Source organism: Vallitalea guaymasensis (genome assembly GCF_018141425.1).
In the GTDB taxonomy this organism is placed as follows: domain Bacteria; phylum Bacillota; class Clostridia; order Lachnospirales; family Vallitaleaceae; genus Vallitalea; species Vallitalea guaymasensis.
The window spans coordinates 2,991,626-3,011,387 of the sequence record NZ_CP058561.1 but is presented as its reverse complement, the minus strand read 5'-3'; the positions used below and the strand labels follow the sequence as shown (position 1 = coordinate 3,011,387).

14 protein-coding genes are annotated in these 19,762 nt (G+C 30.4%); 1 reads left to right on the top strand and 13 read right to left on the bottom strand.

The features are described 5' to 3' along the window. Positions 1-153: 153 nt before the first annotated feature. From HYG85_RS13210 to HYG85_RS13155, 12 genes are all read right to left on the bottom strand, one after another. On the bottom strand, positions 154-1,551 hold the full coding sequence (locus tag HYG85_RS13210) for a sulfatase-like hydrolase/transferase (protein WP_212690052.1): 1,398 nt from the start codon (positions 1,549-1,551) through the stop codon (positions 154-156). 457 nt (positions 1,552-2,008) lie between these two features. Continuing rightward, the gene (locus HYG85_RS13205) at positions 2,009-2,599 is read right to left on the bottom strand and encodes a class I SAM-dependent methyltransferase (RefSeq protein ID WP_212690051.1); all 591 of its coding nucleotides are present in this window, start codon (positions 2,597-2,599) and stop codon (positions 2,009-2,011) included. Between the two features lie 51 nt (positions 2,600-2,650). Then, entirely contained in the window at positions 2,651-2,992 is a 342-nt protein-coding gene (locus HYG85_RS13200) for a hydrogenase maturation nickel metallochaperone HypA/HybF (protein ID WP_212690050.1), read from the bottom strand. Positions 2,993-3,074: 82 nt separating this feature from the next. Beyond that, positions 3,075-5,753: an FAD-dependent oxidoreductase gene (locus HYG85_RS13195; RefSeq protein WP_212690049.1), complete on the bottom strand. Its 2,679-nt coding sequence runs from the start codon at positions 5,751-5,753 to the stop codon at positions 3,075-3,077. Positions 5,754-5,788: 35 nt separating this feature from the next. After that, positions 5,789-6,457: a hydrogenase nickel incorporation protein HypB gene (gene hypB / locus HYG85_RS13190; protein WP_212690048.1), complete on the bottom strand. Its 669-nt coding sequence runs from the start codon at positions 6,455-6,457 to the stop codon at positions 5,789-5,791. A gap of 394 nt (positions 6,458-6,851) precedes the next feature. After that, positions 6,852-8,114, bottom strand: coding sequence for an FAD-dependent oxidoreductase (locus HYG85_RS13185; RefSeq protein ID WP_212690047.1), 1,263 nt, complete (start codon positions 8,112-8,114; stop codon positions 6,852-6,854). Then, entirely contained in the window at positions 8,092-9,159 is a 1,068-nt protein-coding gene (locus tag HYG85_RS13180; RefSeq protein WP_212690046.1) for a helix-turn-helix domain-containing protein, read from the bottom strand. The genes HYG85_RS13185 and HYG85_RS13180 overlap by 23 nt, the downstream gene beginning before the upstream one ends. Positions 9,160-9,311: 152 nt before the next feature. Then, on the bottom strand, positions 9,312-11,060 hold the full coding sequence (locus HYG85_RS13175) for a sensor histidine kinase (protein WP_212690045.1): 1,749 nt from the start codon (positions 11,058-11,060) through the stop codon (positions 9,312-9,314). 16 nt (positions 11,061-11,076) lie between these two features. After that, positions 11,077-12,693: a response regulator transcription factor gene (locus HYG85_RS13170; protein WP_212690044.1), complete on the bottom strand. Its 1,617-nt coding sequence runs from the start codon at positions 12,691-12,693 to the stop codon at positions 11,077-11,079. Positions 12,694-12,835: 142 nt separating this feature from the next. Further along, entirely contained in the window at positions 12,836-14,671 is a 1,836-nt protein-coding gene (locus HYG85_RS13165; RefSeq protein WP_212690043.1) for a type 2 periplasmic-binding domain-containing protein, read from the bottom strand. A gap of 73 nt (positions 14,672-14,744) precedes the next feature. Beyond that, complete coding sequence (locus HYG85_RS13160) at positions 14,745-15,641, bottom strand: carbohydrate ABC transporter permease (RefSeq protein ID WP_113673373.1); 897 nt, start codon at positions 15,639-15,641, stop codon at positions 14,745-14,747. 13 nt (positions 15,642-15,654) lie between these two features. Further along, positions 15,655-16,605 carry an ABC transporter permease gene (locus HYG85_RS13155; protein ID WP_212690042.1) on the bottom strand — a complete coding sequence of 317 codons (951 nt, stop codon included), beginning with the start codon at positions 16,603-16,605 and terminating at the stop codon, positions 15,655-15,657. Between the two features lie 445 nt (positions 16,606-17,050). Here HYG85_RS13155 and HYG85_RS13150 point away from each other — a divergent pair, with 445 nt between their 5' ends. Then, positions 17,051-17,770: a hypothetical protein gene (locus HYG85_RS13150; RefSeq protein WP_212690041.1), complete on the top strand. Its 720-nt coding sequence runs from the start codon at positions 17,051-17,053 to the stop codon at positions 17,768-17,770. Positions 17,771-17,832: 62 nt separating this feature from the next. On the opposite strand, the gene HYG85_RS13145 is transcribed toward HYG85_RS13150, so the two are convergent. Further along, on the bottom strand, positions 17,833-18,291 hold the full coding sequence (locus HYG85_RS13145) for a hypothetical protein (RefSeq protein WP_212690040.1): 459 nt from the start codon (positions 18,289-18,291) through the stop codon (positions 17,833-17,835). Positions 18,292-19,762: the final 1,471 nt, after the last annotated feature.

Genomic DNA, 19,762 nt, shown 5'->3' with positions numbered 1-19,762 from the left:
TATGTTTCGCCAGCTACTTGCTCGTCCTGAACAAAAAGCTGGGTTCGGCGTCCTGCCTCACTACTTCACATATACATATACTATCTTGCTACGAATACCCTTCAATGTAATTACAAAACACTTTTTCTTCTTTATAGCATATTTAAGGCTACTTCATATTTTATCAAATATACTTTGTGAAGATTCATTTTTTAATACTTTGGGTAGCACATCTGTATTTGTTCCTAGTTTTTTATGGTGGTTGATTATTTTATTTGTTAATTCAGAGATAATTGATTCATATTCTTGTTTGCCATATAAATTATTTGTTTGCTGTTTATCATTTATTCGGTCGAATAGGATATGTTCTTTATATTGGTGATTAGGTTCTTTATTGAATCCTCTGCCTACGTATGCTAATTCATATTCTTCTGTTATTATTCCAGCTCTTGGAACTTCATTAGGATGAATATAAACTTCGTTGTTCCATACGATTTTGTTGCCTTTTATTAGTTCACTGGCATTTCTTCCTTGTTCTCTACCACTTGGTGGTATGTTCATCAAGCCTAGAATAGTTTGTTGAAAATCAACTACAGTAATATATTCATTGACTGTTGTTTCTTTTCTTATTTTTTCAGGCCATCTGATGAGAAAAGGAATTCTGTATACTGATTCATATAGATTATTTTTATATAACAATCCATGTTCTCCCATATAGTCTCCATGATCTGTTGTAAATATTACAATGGTATCATCTAAGATGTTTTTCTCTTTTAGATATTCAAGTATTCTTCCTACATTATCATCAATACACTTAACTTCTCCTAGATATTGTGATTTATAGTGTCTGAATTTTTCTTCTCTGTCCTTCATGTTGATTGAAAATAATTGTTCTCTACCCCATTCATCGTCTTCTGCCCAATCTGGTAGTTTTTCTTCGTTAAAGGTATCAGGGATAGTTACATCCTTAGGGTCAAACATCTTATCATATGGTTCCCTAACATTATAGGGAGTATGTGGATCTGGTATACTGACCATTAGAAAAAACTTGTCCTCTTTGTTTCTTTCAATAAAGTCCAGTGATTTATCTGTTATCCAATCAGTCATGTATCCACCACTTCCAATATCAAAATTTAATATTGGCTTACCATTAGTTTGTTCAACAACATTTTTATAATGACCGCAGTTAAACATATGTTCACAGTCATCAAATCCCATGGAAGTATCTGCTGTCATCCAACCTGGATAGTGTGCTCCATTCAAATGCCATTTACCTATATATCCCGTTTTGTAATTTTCATTTCGTAATAGATGTGCTAAAGTGATTTCATTTTCATTCAAGGGCACATCATTAGTATAAGCCCCATTTTGGTGAGGATATCTTCCAGTAATGAAACAACCTCTAGAAGGTGTACATACTGCACTAGGTGTAAAGAAATTGGTTAATATGGCTCCTTCTTCTCCTATGGAATCAATATTAGGTGTGTGTATTTCATTTCCTCCATAGCAGCTTAATGTCCACCGACTCTGTTGATCTGTTAATATAATAAGCACATTGGGTTGCCTCTTCATATTATCCCTCCAAAAAGTATATATTCATAAAATTTATCTCTACAGAAAATATTACTCCTTATATATACAATTAAAAAGATAATAATGTAATTATTTATATTAATATATGATTGTATTGATTATTATTTCACATCTACATCCATTGTCATCATTAAAAACCCTGAAAAAGCTGGATTATTAAATTTATAAAGAGGCATATACACTAACGTACAAACCTCTTTTGATTTTATGAATCAATCGAGCCGCTGTAAGAATGATTGCTTCTTTTTTATTCATATAATCACCATAACTTTCATTATAGTCTCCTGATGAATAGTATACCACCGGTCGTCTATATTGTATTATACTTATTTAATCTTGACAATATTCTTTTTAGCAAACTAATAGCCGCAAACAATTACAATAAGTATTTTTGCGGCTACTAAATTTTTTCTCTATTATACTTTTACATCCTTAATTATCTACTTCCTATTACTACAAACATATCCTCATTATCAACTTGCTCTACAACTTCCAACCCAGATTCTGAAAAATATTGTTCTAATTTTTCCATCTCAGGCAGATTATCTTCTTTAACAGTATCATCAACTCTTTTATGAAGCTTGTTAATGGCTTCTCTGCTTTGAGAATGACAGATAGTAAGTTTCCCACCACTCTTTAATTTCCTTGAAAGTTTTTCTACTGCTTCTTCTTTGCAGTGAAAATGTGGAAACATTGAGTAACAGATAATGTAATCATAATATTCTTCATCATTTTCTTTTTTTAGTATATCATTACATTCAAAAACTACATTTTCGTAACTATTTTTCTTTCTAGCTACTTCTATCATCTTTTCCGCCATATCAACAGCTTTGATCTTACCTGAACCAGTAACTCTTTTGTACAAACTTGGAATCAAAATTCCTGTTCCAGTACCCACGTCCAGAATCCTGCTTCCCGCTTGTATATCAACTAAGTCCAGTATGTATTCAACTTTCTTCATATCATGGTTGCACATTTCATCCCACGAGTCTGCTACGCTATTAAAAAAGTCTTTTTTTAATTTCATATAAACTCTCCTACAACATTTTTTGTTAAATCAGTATTCTCACATGAGATTCTAACAAGCGACGATTTCTTTTATCATGAACTCTTTTCCGCTTAACAACTCCCAGTCTTTTATCCCACAATGAGGACATTTCCCTTTGTTTTCTAAAAGATTGAAAACCTTATTGCAGTTTTTGCAAAGAGCGTTACCTGGTATAATCTCAATTTCCAATTTGGTATCCTGTAATAACGTACCGTCAACAGCGGCAGGATAACATTCCTTGATATATCTTGGAATCATTGAAGACAATTCTCCAATCTGTAAAACTAATTTATCTATTTTTGTCAATTGATTTTCTTCTGCAATATTTTTCACTGTCTTTACAACTTCAAATACAACTCCTAGCTCATGCACTTCGTTCACCTGACCTTATGTTATACTTATGAATCGTCAATATATATACCTTATACAAAAGGTTAAACTCACCATATTTCCACTACGCTTTAAAGACTTTTGTTACCTTTTTAACAGCAATTTTACCTTTACGTTTAATCATATTCTTCACGACTATTGGTTTAAGTTTTTCTAAATCTACACTTTCTTTATCATATTTCCTTACAAGTGAAATAGCATCGAACTTACACTTAGTTGTACATCCACCGCAGCCTAGACACATGAATTCATCTACAGTAGTAGCGCCACAGCCAAGACAACGTTCTGTTTCTTTTTTGATCTGCTCTTCTGTAAATGTAGTACGTAAATCTTTGAAAGTTTTCTTTGATTCCTTACCATCTACATGAAGTGGTCTTTGTCTAGGCATACGATCATATCCATCAAGTGCTAGATTTTCTTTATCAAGTGCATGAAAATCTCTTCTATCACGACCAAGAACTAAGCTCTGTCCTGGCTGAACATAACGGTGAATTGATATAGCTCCTTGTTTACCTAGAGCAATAGCATCAATCGCGAACCTAGGTCCTGTCATTGCATCACCACCAGCAAATATATCAGGTTCTCCTGTCTGCAAAGTAAATGAATCTGCTTTTATTGTCTTATTTCTATTCAATTCTATTTTGCTGCTTTCTAATATATTTCCCCAATCCATACTTTGACCTACTGAAATCAAAATATGATTTGTCTTAACAGTTTTAGTTTCATTCTCATCATAAGTAGGATTAAACCTTCCATTATCATCAAAGACTGAAAGACATTTCTTGAATTCAATACCAACAACACGTCCATTTTCCTGTAGAATTCGTTTTGGTCCCCAAGAATTATTTATGACTATATCTTCTGAAACAGCTTCTTCAATTTCTTCTGGTAGAGCTGGCATTTCTTTTTGATTTTCGAGGCAGAACATTTCAACTTTTGGTGACCCAACTCTCGTAGCTGTTCTTGCAACATCAATAGCAACGTTACCACCACCGATGACAACTACATTACCATCTAGTTTCATATCATTACCTAAATTTACATCTCTCAAGAAATCAACACCTGTTATTACTCCTTCTGAATCTTCTCCTTCTAATCCAAGTTTTCTACCTGCTTGAGCACCAATAGCTAGATAGAATGCTTCATAACCCTGAGTCCTTAGTTCTTTCAGACTGATATCTTTGCCTACTTCAACACCTGTCTTGAATTGAACTCCTAATTGTCTTAAAATATCTATTTCTGCGTTAATTACATCTTTCTCAAGTCTAAAAGCTGGGATTCCAAGTGTCAACATACCACCTAGAACTTTTTGCTTCTCGAATACTGTTACTTTATAACCATCTAGAGCTAGATAATAAGCACATGAAAGACCTGAAGGCCCAGCACCTATAATAGCTATTTTATTTCCATATTCATGGCGTAACTTTGGTACATATCTATTTTCTTCTGTCAAATCTTGTTCTGCAATGAATTTTTTAATTTCATCTATAGCAACTGGGTCATCAATATCTCCCCTTGTACATGCTGATTCACATTTTCTTGGACAGACACGACCACATACTGCTGGAAATGGATTCTCATGCTTAATAAGTTCCAGAGCTTCTTTGTACCTACCCTGAGATGCTAACTTGATATAACCTTGAACGGAAATATGGGCTGGACATTCTGTTTTACAAGGGCTAGTACCTGTATCAACAACATTTTTCCTGTTTATACGATAATCTGTATTCCATTTATCTGGTCCCCACTCAGTATTATGTGGAAAATCTTTTCTCTTCTCTTCTTCAATTGGAGTCTTTGCACATATTTTCTGTCCTAATTTTAATGCATTCACTGGACACACTTCTACACATTCACCACAGCCAACACACTTTTCTGGGTCAACATGTGAGACATAATTGGAACGTACCATATCAGGGTTTACAAACATCTCTGCTATTCTCATTGAAAAACATGAACAACCACAACAGTTACAGATAGCATGAGTTTTTCCTGAACCATCTAGATTTGGTATACTATGTACTAATCCATTTTCCTCTGCCTTTTTAATGATCTCAAATGCTTCTTCTCTTGTAATCTCACGTCCTCTGCCAGTACGTATATAGTATTCAGCAGCGTGCCCCATTTGAATACACATATCCTCTTTTAGATGACCGCAACCTTCTCCCATAACCTCTCTTGTTGTTCGGCAAGCACAATCTGAAACTGAAAAAATAGTGTTGTCATTAAGATATTTGGATACTTCTTCATAAGATGCTTTTCTAGTCTCCCCATCTATTGCACTTTCAATAGGAATTACACGCATTGGACCTGTTCCTGGTGAAAAAACACCTACTCCCATTGGACCTTTTCTTTTTCCGTATTCATCGAAGGCTATAGCTATCTGTGGATATTTTTTTACATTCTCTCTATTATTGACCATCATTTCCATATGACCTGGGACCCAGATTTCATGCCAATATTTATCAACACCGTCAATCTTATTGACAAAAGCTACACCTGCAACTGCTAATTCCCATAACAGTTTTGCTGTTTTTTCTACAGATTTACCGCACTTGGGAGCAATTTCTTCTGCACTCTGTGGTTTTCTTAGTTCAAGACAAAGTGCTACTTCTGCCATTTCTTCTGTTACAACAGGTTCCAAAATCTTATATTCTGGATATTCAGGTTTTATTTCCATCTTAGAACCTCGTTTTGTCCTGCTTATCTTATTCGCAAGATCCAATACCTTTTCGTTAACCATGCCTATTCCCTCCAAATTTTATTTTTATATGATACCTATTGATTCCATTCTTTCACTTCAGTACGTATCCAATCAGCCCATTCATCTATTCCTTCCCCTGTCCTAGCGGATATAGGAATTATCTTGATATTTGGATTCAATTTTTTAGCACGTTCTTTTACAGCTTCCAGGTCAAAATCAAAATACTCAATGACATCCATTTTGTTAATCAATAGAACATCCACTATCTTAAACATCAAAGGGTACTTAAGAGGTTTATCATCTCCCTCTGGTACGCTTAAGATCATGGCATTTTTTGATGAGCCTGTATCAAATTCAGCTGGACAGACTAGATTTCCCACATTTTCTAGAATAGCAAAATCAATTCCTTCTGTTCCAAGACCAATCAAGCCTTGTTTTGTCATATCGGCATCAAGATGACACATGCCTCCTGTGTGAAGTTGAATTACTTTTGCTCCTGTCTGAGAAATTGTGTTAGCATCAACATCTGAATCAATATCAGCTTCCATTACCCCGATATTCATCTCATCTTTCAAAGCGTTAATTGTTTTTGTAAGAGTCGTCGTCTTACCTGAACCTGGTGATGACATTAGATTCAATAGAAAAGTTTTCTCTTTTTTCAATTGTTCTCTAAGCAAATCTGCTTGGCGATTATTATCCTCAAACACGCTCTGCTTTATTTCTAGAACCTTGTATGTATCCATTTTTATCTATCTCCTTTTCTTATAAAGTTTTAAATTGAAAGTATTATGTCTCATAAATTGGTTAGTTTGGAATGTTTTTGACGCATATCTAAGCGCTTCGACCTTATATGCTGAAAAAATAGAAAGTAATTAATTAACTTTTATAAATTTAATTCTAAAAGATTGTTATTATTTTATCACTCTCAGTATATTTGAAAATGATGTTGTTGTCAAAAAAGCAAAAACCTTGTAAAATCAAGGTTTAGTGGCTTTCTATTTCAAGTTTGGTTTACACACAAATTATATCTCTAATCCTATATATAATGCTGATTAGAGAGAATAATGTATTGATAAGTGTAAACTATACTTGAAAGTAAAAAAGTTGCAAAAATGATTAAAATCATCTAAGCAACTCCTAAAAATACCTATTCAGTATATAATTTGAGAATTCTATACAGTTATTCATAGATACTGTACTCATAATCTCTCCAGCTATATATATGTTGTTTTTCCCTTGCATTTCTTCTATTTTATCATAAAATCCCTTTTTTAGAGTACTGGTATCTACGTATGGACACTGATGCCAACTCTTGAATTGATAAAGCCTCGGATTGACAAAACCTAATTTCAATAAATCACTTTTAATAATCTTTAATGATTCTTCTTTGGACCTTTCAGGTGAATTATAAGCATAAACCATTACCAATTCTTCACCATTAGTTGAATCCCATCTAGAGTTCCATATAATAACATGTCCTTTATTCTCTATAGATAGATTTTCTAGTACAAAACCGCATTTCTTTGGAATCTTCTCAGTTATAAATGCATAAACATTGAAATCTTGATATTTTATAAAACCAAGATATTGATTCATCTGGTAATCTGTATCACAAAGAGTAGTAAATTGATTAAGTGGAGCTGTGATAACAACTTTATCATATTCTAATTGTTCAAAATCCGTATGAACACATAATTTTCCATTATCCATCTTAGTGATTTCTTTAACATTCTGGGTCAATCTGATATCTTTTACTTTATCCTTCATAGAATCTATGAATGTTGAAACTCCTTTCTCCCATGTACAGAATTCAGGAAGTTCCATAAAAGACATTAATGTCTCATAATCCAATATCCTAAGGACATAAAGTGCAGGTATGACATTAATATCTCCCAACCCATAGCTTGTAAAATAATTGACATATACTGTCTTCAGAACCCTAAAATCATTTAAATCACACCACTTTGTAAAAGGGAGCATAAGGGAATCTTCTATACTATGGATATTCACTCTTTTTAGAGATTTGTATTCATTGAGGATATGAGGAAATCTATCTAGTTCTTCAACAAAATCATCTAAATCTTCTTTTGGTATCTGCATGATTCTATTACCATTTGCATCATAGTTGACCCGTGATAATTTTGGTCCATCATTTTTGATATTATGAGTCTTCATAAATGCTTTTAGACTATTTTGAGAAGGCAGGCCAAAAAGAGCACCTAACTCATAAGACTTTCCTTTATACCATATAGTATGTAATTTACCTCCTACCCTACTATCTTTTTCAAAAACAGTAACCTTTCCATATCCCTTTTCTTGTAGCCCTTCAGCTATCACCAGCCCTGAAATGCCCCCACCGATAACAGCGACCTTACAATCATTTTTCTTTATTGTAATCACCCCCCTTTAGAGAATTGATCAACGTCAGAATCCAAAGTGGTAATGTTTCTAGATCAACATTATTGTGAGCTACTCTTTCTAGGATGACCTTGGCTGGTACTTTTCCTGCATTACAGCCATTAGATATCTTTCTAGAGAAATTATAATGTCTAAGGAATCTGTGTAATGCTCTTTCCACCTTATTGAAAGAGTCAATATTTTCTTTCGTAATTTTGCTATAGAACTCTTTTACCAATAATTTATTGAATTCATCCATATCATTAAAGATAGAATTGTTTTCATGAGAAATGAAATTGTGATTAATATTAAAATCTTTCATGATATCCTTATACTTATTGTTTTTAATAAAATAAGGTATGAATTCTCTTGTTTTCTCTGTTAATAAATTATCAATGTCTAAGTTTAAAGTACTCATCAAGTAACCAAGTTTCAACTCAAAATAATCCCACATATCTATGTCTTGCTTTTTATTATAGATCTTGACAGAACCCCATTTTGAATAAGTGTCATAGAGGGTATATTGATATATTTTACCAATACCTTCAAATGTACCTATAAAATCGATTCTTTGAATGACTAGATAACCTACATAGGATTTTTTTGGGTTTTCAAAACATCTTATTAAGTTTCTATTATTTCTATTTCCTCTAGAAGCTTGTTTTTTGTTCTTAGAATATTGTTGTCTTTGAACTTTTTTTGATAGATTGTTTCTTTTCAAGACATTATAAATCCCCGATACCCCAATATCAAAACCCTCAGCTTTTAACTCATAGTAGATTCTATTGGGTCCATCTTCAGGAAATCTTTGTACATAAGATAGGATTTCATTTTCTATTGTTTTATTGACTTTATTAGGCATTACAGGCTTTTTGTGTTCTTTGATCTCTAGTCCCACCATACCATGTTTTAGATAAGCCCTTTTCCAATTGTAATATGTGGTTCTTGAAATTCCAAACAGGTTACATGTCTGTGAAACATTGTTTTCTTTCAAAGCATGTTTTAAAATCATATATTTGTTGTATGAATTAAAAACTTCTGCTTTCATATCAGTCCCTCACTTTTCATAATTATGAATAAGAGTTTGGTTCATATATATATTCTAGTCCAAATGCCTGATAAAATCAATTTATTATATTAATCTTTTTTATATACTTATCTTCATAAATGCTTTTCATCTTATCTCATAGAGATAAATGTCTATTTTATATCTTTACCTTTCATTTTTTCTCTTAACTCTTCTTTATTGATGTTCTTTATCCTGACTTTAACTTCTGTCCCTTTACCTATTTCACTTTTTATATCCAACCTACTTCCTTCTCCGTAATATAAGTCTATTCTTTTTATCAAATTCTTGATTCCATATCCTCCATAATTAGATACATAATTAAATGACAAAATCTCGTCGATCTTATTCTCGTCCATTCCTTCTCCATTATCGATGACATCAAATATTATGAAACCATCTTTTTCATATCCATTAATAGTTATTATCTTCTCTTTCGAGCTATGCATATCAAATGCGTGTAAAATTGCATTCTCAACAATCGGCTGTAATAAGTGTTTTATAACAAATAGTTCCAAGATATCATTATCTATATTAGTATCAAGGGTAAACTTGGATGACCTTGAGAATTCATTTATCCTTACATATTGATCAATCATCTTGATTTCGTCACGAACATACATTATATTATTGCCTTTGTTCAAGGCAAGTCTATAATAACTTGTCATTGTATCAATCATCTTAACTGATTTATGATCCTCTTTTTCCAGTGCAGACCATTTAATAACTGATAATGAATTGTATAGTAGATGAGGATTGATTCTAGCTTGTAATAATTCCATTTCTGTTTTACTTAATTGATTGTTATAATCCATAGTCTTCTTATATAGACTGTTTATTTCTTCTATAGCTTCTATGAATCGTATTTTGATAAAGGATATCTCATCTTCCTTATTATCTTGCATCTCTTCTACTAAAAGTTCCTCTTTGTTATCTTGTATCACTCTGATAAATTGATCCAACCCACTTGTTATTTTTCTTGAAGTAAAATTAGAGACATATATTATCAAAAGAAAAAATAACAATAGGATACTTAATATAATCAAGAAAACATTTATATCATTTTTTTTCACAAAAGTAGTAGGTACAAAAACAGTTATCATATGCCCATTCTGTAGTTTTTTATCGAATGTATAGTATTTTTTTTCATTCCTATTCTTAATATTATCTATATCGATGGGGTTTGAAACTGGAGATTCTTTGTAGTAAATAAGCTCCCCTTTATCATCAAAATAAGTGATTACGCCATTATTAGGCATTCCGATTTCATCCAGTAGATATTGTATTTTTTCTAACGGTATATGACATCTTAAGATATCTTCTGTTTTGTTATTCATGTTGAGTCTTCTATAATAATTGATGGAGACTTCTTCTACTCCGTTTTTCTCTTCTTCTATGGTCCATATTACATTGTTTAACTTCATATATTTTAATTTACCAAGTTCTACATTGTCCTTGATGGTTTGGATATCATTTATATATGGATTAAAAAGGGCAGTTTCATTGTCTGTATATATAGAAAAGGGATTACTTAAATAAGATTCAGGATTTATACCTTCAAACAACATTTTAAGATGATTATTAAATAGAATCGCTTCTTCTATGCGGTCTTGAAAATTATTATCTATATTGTTATTAAGATAAGTATTGGATAGAATATATGTACCTTTTTCTATATATGTCTTAAACTCCATATCGATAAGAGATGTGCACTTTTGTAGATTCTCATTTATAATATTGAACTGTTCTTCCATATGATTTTTCTTGATAATCCAGTTGATGTATATGGTTATGATTATAATTGGAATCATGGTGAATATAATCAAGTTAATTCTTATTTTACTTTTTAACGTCAATTGGTTTAAAAAATTTTTTATCTTCATTATATTATCTACTCCTTTATTTGCTGTATCTTTTTCTATATTCTTTAGGAGTTATTCCAGTATGTCTTTTGAATACTGATGTAAAATAAGCGTTGCTTTTATATCCTAATTCATTAGAAATATCACAAATTCTGCAATATGGGTCTTGTAACATTTTCTTAGCCATTTCTATCTTAGTTTGGATTAGGTATTCAAATATAGTGATTCCTTTTTGCTGTTTGAATATCTGATTAGCATAACTGCTGCTGATATATAGAGAATCCGATATATCTCTTATATTATCAATCTCTCTATATTTTGTCTCTATTATCTCAATAATATCTTCTACAATCTTACTATACCTGTTAGTTTCTCTATCTTTTATAAGTTCAATGATACCTAATATGATATTATTGATCCATTGCTTTATATCCACAATAGTTTCAAATCTTGATAGTTTTTTCCACACAATGAACTCATCATCCACAAAATCACTAAAACTTAGATTTCTTTCTAATAATAAAACCTGTATTATATTGATGATAGAATAAGATAAAGATTTTAGATGATTAGTAGATAGATCTTCTACTTGACCATAGTATTTTTGGAGAAATACATTTACCTTGTCTCTATCCATCTCCTCAAATATATGGGATAATTCGTTTTTTATCTCAATTAGATCGTATTCACATTCATTAGTTCTTTTCATGACTTCATTAGCCATGATGATGGCATTTCCTCTACTGTAGAATTTTGATTCAACAGCATACTGAGCATTTTTTAATAAATCATTAATGTGGCTTAATTCATTGGATATTCCTGATAACCCCATTGTTATATTCATATCAGCTACTTTATTGATATACTCCCTGCAATTGATAGCATAGATTACACTTTCATCAAGTAAAACTTTTTCTTCTTTTATTTCATCAAAGTATAGAACAACAATAACACTTCTATAATCATTTTTAATAACGAACCCTTGTTTTTCTTGTAACACTGTTTCTTCTACACAGAACTTGACTCTTTCTATGAGTTTATATCTTTCTTCCACGGATATATTAGAATAATTCAATTCATAGTTATCAATCTCTATATAAAATACATTGTAACATTTAAAAGACCTGTAAATATTTAGATAATTCATTCTGTTAATGATATCTTCATTATTTCTTATCTTTCCATATATTAAATCATAATAGAAATTCTCAATCATCAAGGGTAAACTCTCAGTTATTTTTTTCTCTAACTCTTGTTTTTCCAGTTTTTTGGCAAGCTCTTTTTGATAAATATCAATCATGTATATAAGGGCATCTTGTAATTCATCTATATCTATTGGCTTTAGTACATATCTATTGATATTCAATTCCATTGCACTCTTGGTGAATTCGAATTCATCAAAACAACTAATGAAAATGAACTTGGTTTCTGGTAATTCCTCTTTTATTCTCCTTGTCATCTCAATACCATTTAATCTAGGCATTGAGATATCAGTTATGACAATGTTAGGCTTTAATTCTATAGATTTCTTATAACCTTCCAACCCATCTAGAGCAGTCCCACAAACTCTAAGTCCTAGAGCTTCCCATTCAATATTATTCATCATACCTTTTATATCTAATAGATTATCATCTACTATTAACACATTAAACATCAAACAATCCCCCTTTATTCTATTTTATCATAAAGTGACATAATTCCCTATAATTTTCAATTCAAAAAATGATGACCCTATCCCTAGAAATCATCATTTTTTATACCCTACTCTCTCTTTAACCCATTTTTTAAAAATTGACCTACTTATTTAATTCTTTTAGCTTATCTGCTTCTTTCTTAGCTATTTCAGTCATTTGATCTAGCATTTTATCTATATCAGCTACAGATTTTAATGTATCAGTAGCCTTTTGCCATTTTTCTTCAAACTCTTCATCTGATTTGGCAACAAAAACTAATTTGAAAGGATCTTCCCACTGTTGTCTTGCATTCCAGAATTCTTGAAGTTCTGGTATATCAGCAAATTCTGGTGACCATGGATGAGCTGGTGGGAAATATTGTAAATCTTTTACATGAGGACTTGACATTTTGAACTTGAATCCTGACATATTGGTTGGTAAATATTTTATATTATCATTGTACACTACTGGATAATATTCACTTTGTAACATGAATCTTGTATATACTGTACATTGATCGTTAGCTAATCCTTCAAATTCACTTAAATTACTTTTACTTGTATCCATATCAACAAAATACTTATTGAATTTTTCATCATTGAATTTTCTCTTGCCATTTTCTTCTGTGTATAATCCATCTTCTTTTGATCCCCAATAATATACATCTTCAAACTCATCTGTAAATTGAACATCTATCCAATTCAATACTTGTGGTAGATCATCCTTTTTGATAGTCTTCAATAAACCTACCATATCATACCATGTTGGTCTTTCGTTATAGTCTGGATACTCTTTTTTGTTAGAGATTTGAGTATATAAAGGACGATATTGGAAATCCTTTCCTGCATCCTTCAACTCCTTGTTGATAATGTCAGGTTGTCCTACATAACTTAAAATTGCACATGCATATAATCCATTCTTTACTTTTTCAACAAATTGTGCTTGAGTATGTACTAATGATTCTGGCTCAAAAACTTTGTCTCTAATCAAACGGTTTTGAACAAGGGCTGATTCTTTGAATACTGGTTCTAATAGGTTAAGTCTTACTCTCTCATTAATTGGATCCCATGAACCTGTATAGAAATGACCCCTATAACCCATTAAGTCAGCACCAAAAAATGATAACGCCATCCAGTTATCTCCACCATTGTAACCAAAGGCATAAACTGGTTTATCTCCTTCTTTTAGATTAAGCTCTTTTACTTTATAGAAGAAATCTATATAATCTTGAGTAGTCTTAATTGGCACATCCATTATTTCTTCACCAATTGGTTCATTTTTCTCGTTTAATAATTCTACTAATTCATCATAAGTCTTAGCCTCTGGATATATCTTTTTAAGAATATCATCCCTAACCCATACAGATGTATGCCCAGCAAACATAACATCACTATTAGGTAAACTAGCTGCATCATATAATTTTTCTGATATATCATCACTAATACCTTTTTGAACACCTAGATTAAATGGTATACCCATTATCTTACCATCTATAGTTGCTTGTTCCCACATATAATCAGGTATCTTTTCCCAAACGTGAGGCGCATATTCTTGAAGCATTTCTGGTGTCAACGTCCAAAGTTTTTCTGCTTCATCCAATTTTGTAAGGTGTGTTAAAGCACTTGTTCTTAATAGATGGGGTAAATTATCAGCTGCCAGAAGCTGTGTCAATTTACTATCCAATGAACCTCCGCCATTACCGAAGATATTATCTAAATCAACATTTGTTTCTTTTGTTAACCAACTCTTGACTATATTTTTTTTAGGTACTTCTGATGCTATATAATCTGTATCTTGTGCTGACCACATTGTTAAATGTAGCCTTTTGGCTGCAACTTTTTCATCTTTTCCGCCATTAGAACTATCAACAGATTCTTTCTTGCCGCATCCACCTAATAAACTAACAATAAGTGTTAATACAATTAATGTCCCCAATACTCTAGTCTTTTTCAAAACCATATGTATTTCCTCCTTTTATTTATATTTATTATAATGAATCGGTTGTATTATTTACAACCTCATATTATACTTTTTATTCTTTGATTGCACCTATAGTAACACCTTTTACAAAATACTTTTGTAAGAATGGATATAACATGATGATTGGTAGAGTTGTCAGTACTATGGTTGCTGCCCGTACAGTTTCTGGTGTTGGTTTTGCAACAGCTTTACCTGTAAGTGCGGCAGTCTCTGAGATGCTCTGTGTCATTTCACTTTCCTTTACTACTTTCAATAGGATATATTGTAGTGTGTTAAGATGATTCTTAGTTATATACAATAGATTGCTCATCCAATCATTCCAATGACCTACTGCTACCCACAAACAGATTGTAGCCATAACTGGTTTACATAAAGGCAAGATAACCTTGAACAGGATTTGTATTTCATTAGCACCATCCAGATAAGCAGATTCTTCCAAGCTTTTTGGAATACCCTGCATGAAAGTACGTATAATTATCATGTTATAAAAAACAAATGAACCAGGAATTATATAGACTAAGAAATTATTAATCAAATGAAGCTTCCTAAAAAGTATGAAATTAGGAATTATACCTGCATTTATGAACATAGGTAATAATAGAAACCATATAAAGACGCTTTTACCTGGTAACTTTCTACATGTCATAGCATAAGCCGCACTTGTTGTTACAACTAATCCAATAGCTGTACCAGCTATTACTCTTGTCACAGAAACTATGATAGCATCCTTAATACTTGGATTAGTGATTAATGTCTTAAAATTATCCATTGTGAATTCTCTTGGAAATATAGTAACCCCTCCAAAACTGGCATTACTACCAGTATTCAACGACAAAGCTAGTTGATTGAGAAAAGGATAAACTGTAACAACACATAGTAAAATCATGAATACAATATTAAAAACATCAAATACTGAACTTCCATTAACCTTCTTTTTAACTTTTATCATATTACCCTCTCCTTTACCATATTGAAATACCAGAAAGTTTTTTTGCTATTTTATTAACTACAAATACGATCAGGAAGGATACTATACCTTGTGTAAGCCCAAAAGCTGTAGCTAAAGAGTAATTACCAATATTAAGACCCTGCCTGTATACAAGGGTATTAATTACCTCTGTCTGTTCTTGTATGAATAGATTCTGTAGCCCGTACACTTGTTCAAAGTTTGAAACTATAAGACTTCCTGTATTCAGGATCAAGATAATAATTGCTGTTGGTAATAGACTAGGTAGAGTTATGTACCATATCTGCTTGAATCTGCCACATCCATCTACTATTGCTGCTTCATATAATGAAGGGCTGATTGCAGCTATTGAAGCTAAGAATATTACTGAATTCCAACCTACATTTTTCCAAACGTGAGAGAAAAATATTATCTTAAGGAAATTGCCTGCATCCATGAATATATTGATTCTTTCAATACCTTCACCAAATAACCAGACTCTCATATCATTGAAGGAACCATTTATTGCAAAGAAACCATAGAATAAAGCTACTACTGATGCCCATGAAAGGAAATAAGGCATATAACTGATAGTCTGTACAACTTTTTTGAATCGTAGATTCCTTAGTTCGTTGAATAATAAAGCTAATATTATTGGTAGAGGAAATCCTAGAAACAATATTGTACCACTATATATGAAAGTGTTTTTTATAGCCAATAAAAAGTTTGGCATTGTAAATATCTTTATGAAGTTATCAAGTCCTACCCATTCACTACCGCTGAATCCTTTAATGATATCAAAATCTTGAAAAGCCATTATGACTCCGCCTAATGGCAAATAGTTAAATATAAAGGTATATAGAATTGCTGGTAATAAAAGAATATAGAAGTATTTGTATTTCTTAATATTTAATAGAAAGCTACTTGTTTCACCATTGGTGATATTTTTGCTCTTTGTTATATTCATATTTATTCACCTTCTTCTTTCATTGTATTATTCTGTACTATATATATAGCTAGTATTAAAGCCATTTAGCGGCTTTTTTTAATCTATTATGAGTATACTTTTTTTCTAATTAATATACAATAACACAAAATGATTAAAAATATAAATATCTTACTTAGTGTGTAAAGCATGAATTTATATCTCTAGCTTCAGTAATGAGGCAGCTGGAAATTCAATATATCCTGAAGATGATTACTTACATAATTATTTCAATAACTATAATAAGCTTATCTTGTTAATAGTTAAAATTATTGTTATAATATAATTATTGTAATAATAGTTACTATTAAAATACTTATAATTTTATTGTAGTATATAAACTTTTATAGTGTTTAATATTTAATCAATTATTTTTTTATCTGAATCGTTGTAAAAATGCTATTAGAATTAAGAAGGGATTCTGCTTATGAAGAAGTTCGAAAACAAGTCATATCAAACATTAAATAAAAAACTAAACATATATTTAGAAAATAGCAATGATAGTGTATATATTGATGAAGAAATAAAAAATAGGATATGGAACAATACCATTAAAGAAATACATCAAAACCAGTTAAAAAGAAACTATATAGTTGGAAGAAGATATAAATCTGTTGTAACAGCATGTTTACTATTGATTATGCTAATTTCATTAGATTTATCCAGTAATGCTAGTTTATTTAAAAGATTATTTCATAATATAAATGATAATACAATTCAATTCTATACTAGAGAATATAAGATTTCTGAAGAAAATAGAGATTATGAGTTAGATAATGAGATAGTAGAAATTAATGACAATGGTGGTAGAAATTTTATATCGCCTATAATACCACATAATTTCAGTGTTCAAAATATAAATAAGAATGATTCTGGTACTAATATAATTATTTATATGTGCAGTAATGATAATAGAATTATACAAGTAAACCAAAAATATATTACTGATAGAGATTCCACTGGTTTAGTTAAATATAATCAAGATTTATTTGACATTGAAACTTTTAATAATAATGATATAGAGTATAATATCATTCAAAATGACGCTTTGACCATTAGTTTATTTGTTATAGGTGATATTGAATTTGAAGTACTAGGAAATAGTAAACAAGAAGTATTAGACATAACTATGTCATTACATTACTAATATAATAAGCTTAGTATACAGTTGATATATATGTAATACTAAGCTTATTGAATATATTATATTTATTTTATAGTAATGGAAGCTGTTGTATTTACATCTAAATAATTAGTTCCATCGACAGTTGCATAATGGTATGTTTTAAGTCTATATTCTGAACCCACATTTATTTCATGATAACAAGGTATTTTACTAATCATACATGTATTATATTCTGTATATGTAAAGGTCTTTACAGTATCCCATGAGCCATCTTTTTTCTCTTGAACATTAATTTCTAATTTCAAGCTATCACACGTCATAGTAGAAGAAGTTGAACTACTAATACTTATACAAGACTCTGAGTCAGTTATAAAATCTGAAATATAAGCTAATGGATCATCTTTTGGTTTGGCCATAGATCTAAGAAATGTATGCCCTACCCTAATATCTTTCACTTTGATTTGATTTTCTTGAGCATTAACTCCCATAGATAATACTGATGTTAATAAAACTGTTAATAATAATAATTTAATTTTTCTCATTTTCTACATCCTTTTCTTTAGTTATTATTTTTGAATTAAAAAACCCTCTCAATTATATAAGGGTAAAAAAACTGAAAAGGTTACAAAAAACTGAAAAAAATATAATAAATACAATTTTATTGTCTGCATATTATGTTTAATTAATATAAATCTATGAATAAAAATTAATTTATCAACTATGAACTGCATATAACCACTTTAAGAATTTCCCTCTGTTAACGTTAATATTTACTCTTATTTATTGCCATTATAACCAGTTTTATATTTTTGTTAGTTATCTGTATTAAAAAAACATCCAGATTACATTGTTTATGAATATGCTGATAATGATAAAATTAGTAGTTAGGCAAAAGAAAGTGTCAATTATATATCTTCAAAAGAAATTATAGCTATAGGTAAAGATAACGTATTTTCATCAATAAATTTACTAATGAGGAAGCGCACATGGCTATTTAAAATTTTTATAGTAATTTGTAATAAAACTCTATGGATTTTTTATAATGTAAAACACAACATATAAACCTTTAAAATTCATTACTATAGAAACGGTATATATTTCCCCTTGAAGAGTTTATATATGCCGCTTTCTATTTAACAATTAACTATATGTACTATTTTTTAGTAATTAGATTCTTTATGAATTTTTATTGACAGTTCTTTATCTATCTCCAAATATCCGTAGTAATTAATTAGTTAACTATTCTCATGCTTTGGCACCATACATATACCTTTCCCCTTTATTATTAGACAAAAGCTATCCAACGTCTTTCACCGAAAAACATCATTAAATAACAATAGTAATGATCTCTTTACCATCTGCTCTAAGCTTTTAAAATTTTATAACCACAATCTATATACATCTTCTTATTTTTTATTAATTATGTTTAAATTATAAGATATATATTATAAGTACTATTAATATCTCAAAATAGTATAAGCATTTCATATAACAATGAACATAAATTAACAAACAGATAGTCTATCGGAATATTTTATAGAACTATCTATAACTATTTTTTCTTTAAATCATAATTTAGCATACTAGAACTCAACAAACACCCACTGAAGTGGGTTTAGATTTGAGTCTAAAGCCTCCTAAAGTCCATCTATAGTAAATTATCATATCTCTGATTTTCTGCTATATCCTTATTGAATATATATTATTATTACTTCATCCGTTACATTTCCACTATTTGCTATAAAATAACCCGTAGTCCATAAGTATTGTCCCAAATTTAGCTCCTTATATTCCATTAGTAATTTTCCATACTTATCACCTGTTACTTCAAGTATTACCAATATTAATAGGCTAAAAACGTATAATTCAAAATATATTACATCTTTGTCTTGATAAATCAAAGAATATTGTCTATAATTATAGTAAAATATTGTATTTTTAGGATTAATGATGAAATTTAATTATAGATTTAAGCCAATGTGTAATTCTATAGCAAAATTAAGGAGGAAAGTA

What these genes read in the sequence shown, in the direction of transcription:
- HYG85_RS13210 (WP_212690052.1), bottom strand. Translation starts at nt 1,551, where the DNA reads ATGAAGAGGCAACCCAATGTGCTTATTATATTAACAGATCAACAGAGT.
- HYG85_RS13205 (WP_212690051.1), bottom strand. Translation starts at nt 2,599, where the DNA reads ATGAAATTAAAAAAAGACTTTTTTAATAGCGTAGCAGACTCGTGGGAT.
- HYG85_RS13195 (WP_212690049.1), bottom strand. Translation starts at nt 5,753, where the DNA reads ATGGTTAACGAAAAGGTATTGGATCTTGCGAATAAGATAAGCAGGACA.
- hypB (WP_212690048.1), bottom strand. Translation starts at nt 6,457, where the DNA reads ATGGATACATACAAGGTTCTAGAAATAAAGCAGAGCGTGTTTGAGGAT.
- HYG85_RS13180 (WP_212690046.1), bottom strand. Translation starts at nt 9,159, where the DNA reads ATGAAAGCAGAAGTTTTTAATTCATACAACAAATATATGATTTTAAAA.
- HYG85_RS13175 (WP_212690045.1), bottom strand. Translation starts at nt 11,060, where the DNA reads ATGAAGATAAAAAATTTTTTAAACCAATTGACGTTAAAAAGTAAAATA.
- HYG85_RS13170 (WP_212690044.1), bottom strand. Translation starts at nt 12,693, where the DNA reads ATGTTTAATGTGTTAATAGTAGATGATAATCTATTAGATATAAAAGGT.
- HYG85_RS13165 (WP_212690043.1), bottom strand. Translation starts at nt 14,671, where the DNA reads ATGGTTTTGAAAAAGACTAGAGTATTGGGGACATTAATTGTATTAACA.
- HYG85_RS13160 (WP_113673373.1), bottom strand. Translation starts at nt 15,641, where the DNA reads ATGATAAAAGTTAAAAAGAAGGTTAATGGAAGTTCAGTATTTGATGTT.
- HYG85_RS13155 (WP_212690042.1), bottom strand. Translation starts at nt 16,605, where the DNA reads ATGAATATAACAAAGAGCAAAAATATCACCAATGGTGAAACAAGTAGC.
- HYG85_RS13150 (WP_212690041.1), top strand. Translation starts at nt 17,051, where the DNA reads ATGAAGAAGTTCGAAAACAAGTCATATCAAACATTAAATAAAAAACTA.
- HYG85_RS13145 (WP_212690040.1), bottom strand. Translation starts at nt 18,291, where the DNA reads ATGAGAAAAATTAAATTATTATTATTAACAGTTTTATTAACATCAGTA.